The sequence below is a fragment of the Vagococcus sp. WN80Y genome (assembly GCF_059621045.1).
In genome coordinates this window covers 1-3,501 of sequence record NZ_JCAQHY010000078.1, presented here as the reverse complement: position 1 = coordinate 3,501, position 3,501 = coordinate 1, and the positions used below count along the sequence as shown (strand labels likewise).

Annotated in this window: 8 protein-coding genes; 1 reads left to right on the top strand and 7 read right to left on the bottom strand. The window is 37.1% G+C overall.

Going from position 1 to position 3,501, the window contains the following annotated elements; translation table 11 throughout:
- Window positions 1-123 precede the first annotated feature (123 nt).
- The 5 genes from AC5KOD_RS02945 to AC5KOD_RS02925 form a co-directional block, all read right to left on the bottom strand.
- A complete protein-coding gene (locus AC5KOD_RS02945) occupies window positions 124-438 on the bottom strand; it encodes a DUF3784 domain-containing protein (protein WP_496913045.1) in 315 nt (104 codons plus the stop codon).
- A 31-nt stretch (window positions 439-469) separates the two neighbouring features.
- A complete protein-coding gene (locus AC5KOD_RS02940; protein ID WP_496913044.1) occupies window positions 470-970 on the bottom strand; it encodes a hypothetical protein in 501 nt (166 codons plus the stop codon).
- 14 nt (window positions 971-984) lie between these two features.
- A complete protein-coding gene (locus AC5KOD_RS02935; protein ID WP_496913043.1) occupies window positions 985-1,269 on the bottom strand; it encodes a hypothetical protein in 285 nt (94 codons plus the stop codon).
- A 16-nt stretch (window positions 1,270-1,285) separates the two neighbouring features.
- Window positions 1,286-1,609 carry a DUF1648 domain-containing protein gene (locus AC5KOD_RS02930; protein ID WP_496913042.1) on the bottom strand — a complete coding sequence of 108 codons (324 nt, stop codon included), beginning with the start codon at window positions 1,607-1,609 and terminating at the stop codon, window positions 1,286-1,288.
- 114 nt (window positions 1,610-1,723) lie between these two features.
- Window positions 1,724-2,047, bottom strand: coding sequence for a hypothetical protein (locus AC5KOD_RS02925; RefSeq protein ID WP_496913041.1), 324 nt, complete (start codon window positions 2,045-2,047; stop codon window positions 1,724-1,726).
- A gap of 199 nt (window positions 2,048-2,246) precedes the next feature.
- Between AC5KOD_RS02925 and AC5KOD_RS02920 the strand changes: the two genes are divergently transcribed.
- A complete protein-coding gene (locus AC5KOD_RS02920; RefSeq protein ID WP_496913040.1) occupies window positions 2,247-2,678 on the top strand; it encodes a universal stress protein in 432 nt (143 codons plus the stop codon).
- Between the two features lie 188 nt (window positions 2,679-2,866).
- Here the strand turns inward: AC5KOD_RS02920 and AC5KOD_RS02915 are convergent, their stop codons facing one another.
- Both AC5KOD_RS02915 and AC5KOD_RS02910 read right to left on the bottom strand, forming a co-directional pair.
- The gene (locus AC5KOD_RS02915) at window positions 2,867-3,172 is read right to left on the bottom strand and encodes a recombinase family protein (RefSeq protein ID WP_496913039.1); all 306 of its coding nucleotides are present in this window, start codon (window positions 3,170-3,172) and stop codon (window positions 2,867-2,869) included.
- The coding region (locus tag AC5KOD_RS02910) for a winged helix-turn-helix transcriptional regulator (protein WP_496913038.1) at window positions 3,169-3,501 on the bottom strand (333 nt) is incomplete at its 5' end. The genes AC5KOD_RS02910 and AC5KOD_RS02915, both read right to left, overlap by 4 nt.

Below are 3,501 nucleotides of genomic sequence, written 5' to 3'. Positions count from 1 at the left end.
AAGATTTGCGGTAGAAAGATTATCTCTCAAACTGAAATTAGTCGCTTAAAAAAAATCACATAAATAAAATTGGGTAAGCTTATTCTCAAATAAAATATTGATTATGAAATTGATTCAATTAAGTTATTTTTTAAATTTATCTGATTTATTCGCAGAAATAAGTGTGCCCATAGAAAGAACTAGCATCACACTCACAAAAAGGACAATGACTGCTCGAGTAGGAAAGAAGGCAAGAATAAGCAGTAAGAGGGAACTGATTAGAAGCACACTTCCTACTAGCTTCCCTAACGCCTCACCATTTAGCTTTTCTCTTTCTCCTTTTGAAAGAGTGTTGTAACCAGCCATTAACATTAACCATTTTCCCCGAATTAATTGAATGCCACACAGGGCAAAAATCAAAACTAAAGGCAAAAGAATAACCACAAGTAACCCATCCATAAATAAGCCCTCCTCCGTATCATGAACGATACTAACTGATAGTTGTCAAAATAAACGCTAAAAGGAGACCTGAAAAACACGCAAGGATGGCTGAGCCTATAAATAGCTGCCCAAGATAACTTTTTACATACCTCTCAACATAAGCAATATCAGGGGTTTCAGGAAGATAATAAACGGTCATCTTACTTCCGATTGGAAAGCGCTCCTGCATCAATTTATTAATGGACATCATGGAATTGCTTTTGATTACCAATTTTGCGGCTAATAGATCAACTGATGTATCCTTTACCGAACTAAAGGGAGTCGAAATAGTCGTTATCGAGGTATAGGCTAGCTTCTCCCGAAACGTGTTGTTATTGACTTCATATTCAACAATTGGCGCTCTGCTATTAGTGGACGAATAGTCCACGACAGTCCCTATCGTTTTGGCTGTAGCTAGGCTTGCTTTTTTTTCTCTCACATACCTCCTTAAACCGATAATAAAAAATATCACGGCGGCAATCTCAACTATAACAACAGGTATATACTGCATAATACTCTCCTTTTCTAACATGGGTTTGCTATTTCTATTACGCGATTAACTGGATCGTTGCCGATTGAAACAGACAGAATATCTGAGTGTCTGATCATTTGCGGAATTTCCCAAGTGAAAGCTAGCCTTCCTTGAAGCTCATAGCTAGAAGATGGGTCATCACTCAGATACCCATGAACAAATTCTTCGGCAGTATATCTATTGACTCCCTTTCCCTCAATAAGTTGCAAAAACCAGATCTCGGTTACTTTATCCGTTATTTTTTTACCATTCTTTAGTTCAACTGTAATTGTTTGCATATAAATCTCCTCTAACTTAATACCTTAACGTGATAAACAAAAATAACCCTATCTGAAGAAGCAGACAGAACAATGAAACCAGAAAATAGACTAATTCTTTGTGTTTAAACTTCCCAATCGTACTAAATAGGGCAACTAATGCCGGCATGATTAGCACAGCCACATACTTAGGGAGATAATAATTAACCGTACCATTACTAGACCACTGCATCGGAACATTACTTGGTAAAAAAGGTAAGAAAATAAGCGCAATTATAATGGCACAAACTACCATCAGATAACTTGTTCTTTTGTGATAATTTACAATAAATTGTCCTGTACTAAAAAGTGTTGTTTTCATTATACGACTCCTTGCTTTTCCTTAATGAGATTATTATACCACCAAGAATACTTAATAACAGTAAACCAACTACGGATTTTTTTACTTGTTTCCACAAAAAAACTAGCTATCATATCAGCTAGTCTGAGTAGAGTACTCATTTTTCAAATGAGACATATTTTTTCGGTAACCCAAAATTCGAACCACACAATATGAAAGTAACGCCAGTCCGATAATAATCATTAAAATAGTTGTTGCTAAAGGGCCAAATTTATCAAAAAACCACCCAAGTATCTTCGGGACACTGTAGCTCTCATAGAAGTACTTTTCTCTATTCATCTCCAAAATATTTTGAATGGCGTAAACTATTATTGCAACACCAGGTAAACCAAAATAAAAGGAATCTATTAATTGCTTTCTAAATTGTCCTTTTTTCTGTTTGAACTCTTCTTCTGTCATTATTTTCCTCCCAAAAATTAAATGAACCTATATTGTATCATGCGTCCACGAAAAGGCAAATGCCCTTAAGAAGAACGTTCTTGCAGGTAGCATGTTAGAGTCAATAATTTCATTTTAAAAAGTTGTTTTTACTTAAAATTGACGAAAGCCAATTTATGGACGATAATTAATAATAACAATAATAGTTGGAGGGATTTTTATGGCTAACAATGGGAAACACTCTAATATTTTAGTTGGAGTAGATGATTCAGAAAACGCAACGATCGCTTTTATAGAAGCGGTTCATATTGCGAAAAGAAACGACGCTACCTTGTATATCGCTTACGTGATTAACAATGTCATGGGGTATTTGACCGACAGTGCTCTCTCCTCTCTAAAAGAAGAGGCTGAGGAATTGTGCTTAACTTACAAAAAACAAGCTGAGGATCTTGGCCATCATAAAATAGAAATTGTCAGTGATGTCGGTTCACCTAAGCATCTGATTGCTAAAGAATATCCTGATGCTTATGACATTGATTTGCTAGTTCTTGGCGCTACTGGGAAACATCGATTAGAAACTTCTGTTATTGGTTCTCTGCCACAATACGCAACGATTCACACTGATTGCGATGTATTAATTGTCAAACCTTAGATTGATTATCTTTTTCCAAGTTCATTCTATACCGCTGTATAATTTGTGGAGTGAATGGAAAAAATCCACTCAGATCATAAATTATACAGCACAAAAAATAGCTCCATACCACACTGGTATGGTTTTTTTTATTTTTTGCTAATATCATTTTCATCTAGCAATCGCTTCATCTATTGATAAAAAATACTTTAACCCAGTGACGTATAAAAATCTAAATAAAGGTGCGTGCTCCAACTGATTAAGATAATCCGTTCTTGCTTCAATCTTTTTAAAATAGGGCTAATCTCGTTCGCAGTTTGACCAAAAACCTGTACGCTAGTCACAATAACCGTGTCCCCTGGCCTAATTTGCTCAAGCAATCGGGATAACTCCACTCGTTGAATGGCCCCTGCTTTCTCAATAAACATGACTTCGCATCCATAATCCCCCACTATTTTTAGCTGATCCGTCGTCGGCAAAGGAAACTGTTGCTTGACATAGCCATATATCGTCATTCCGATTTCTCCAGCTCTCGCGTATACTTATGCACCGTTCCTAGAGACACCCCACACAGCTCGGCTATCTCACGCAATGGTTTACGGTGTTCAACAAACAACCTCCGTATTTGCTCAATGATCCTGACATCAATAGTCGGGCGTCCCCCTTGTCGACCTGATTCTTTCGCATACGTCAAGCCAATCTGAGTTCGGTGACGGATAATCGCTTTCTCTTGTTGAGCCAATTGACTGAGACATGCGAGGTAAGCGGTATCTGAGTCGCCATTCTTTTCAATAAAACGGATCGTACAGGGGTGGGTTTCCAAGGTCTTAACGACTGCCTCATA

Excerpts from the sequence above, each read along its gene's own strand:
- AC5KOD_RS02930 (WP_496913042.1), bottom strand. The coding sequence starts at position 1,609 with ATGAAAACAACACTTTTTAGTACAGGACAATTTATTGTAAATTATCAC.
- AC5KOD_RS02945 (WP_496913045.1), bottom strand. The coding sequence starts at position 438 with ATGGATGGGTTACTTGTGGTTATTCTTTTGCCTTTAGTTTTGATTTTT.
- AC5KOD_RS02915 (WP_496913039.1), bottom strand. The coding sequence starts at position 3,172 with ATGACGATATATGGCTATGTCAAGCAACAGTTTCCTTTGCCGACGACG.
- AC5KOD_RS02940 (WP_496913044.1), bottom strand. The coding sequence starts at position 970 with ATGCAGTATATACCTGTTGTTATAGTTGAGATTGCCGCCGTGATATTT.
- AC5KOD_RS02920 (WP_496913040.1), top strand. The coding sequence starts at position 2,247 with ATGGCTAACAATGGGAAACACTCTAATATTTTAGTTGGAGTAGATGAT.
- AC5KOD_RS02925 (WP_496913041.1), bottom strand. The coding sequence starts at position 2,047 with ATGACAGAAGAAGAGTTCAAACAGAAAAAAGGACAATTTAGAAAGCAA.
- AC5KOD_RS02935 (WP_496913043.1), bottom strand. The coding sequence starts at position 1,269 with ATGCAAACAATTACAGTTGAACTAAAGAATGGTAAAAAAATAACGGAT.